1 protein-coding gene is annotated in these 742 nt (G+C 63.2%); it reads right to left on the reverse strand.

Going from position 1 to position 742, the window contains the following annotated elements; all coding sequences use genetic code 11:
- Positions 1–742 (reverse strand): MutS-related protein (locus AWU74_RS06875; RefSeq protein WP_438816365.1); only part of this gene is annotated, 742 nt, incomplete at both ends.

Consider the following 742-nt stretch of genomic DNA (forward strand, 5'->3'; position numbering starts at 1 on the left):
CTCGTCGATGATAAGCTCCTCGCCGGAGAAAAGCCCTCTGGTAACAGGCGTTGGTTTCGGCGGCATTCTCTGTGCCGCCTCCGGCGCGGAGAGCGGAGCGGCGGCGACACCTTCCGCGTCAGACGCGGGCACGGAAACCGCGTCGGGTTCGGGCGGCAAAGCGGCGGGGGCGCTTTCCGCCAAGAGGGTTCTGGCGCGCGTAATCACGCTTTCGGGGACGCCCGCGAGCCGCGCGACGTGAATGCCGTAAGACGCGGTGGACGCGCCTTCGCGGATTTTCTTCAGAAACACCACAGTGCCTTCGCGCTCAAGCACCTCAAGGCACAGCAGTTTGCACGCGGGGTGCGGTAGCCGCGTCAGTTCGTGGTAGTGCGTCGCAAAAAACGTCTTGCAGTGCAGCGCATTCAGCAGGTGTTCCGACACCGCTCGCGCAATTGCCAGCCCGTCCGCCGTCGAAGTTCCCCGCCCGACTTCGTCCATAATCACGAGGCTTCGCGCCGTCGCGCTGCGGAGAATGTACGCCGTCTCCGACATCTCGACGAGGAATGTTGATTCGCCCCGCGCCAGATTATCCGACGCGCCCACGCGGCAAAAAATGCGGTCGATAATGCCGATATGCGCCTGTTCCGCCGGCACGAACGAGCCGGTTTGCGCCAGCAGCGCAATCAGCGCGTTTTGCCTTAGGTAGGTGCTTTTCCCCGCCATATTTGGACCGGTTACCAGCGCAAACGTCTTGCCGCTT

This window comes from Treponema endosymbiont of Eucomonympha sp. (genome assembly GCF_001028545.1).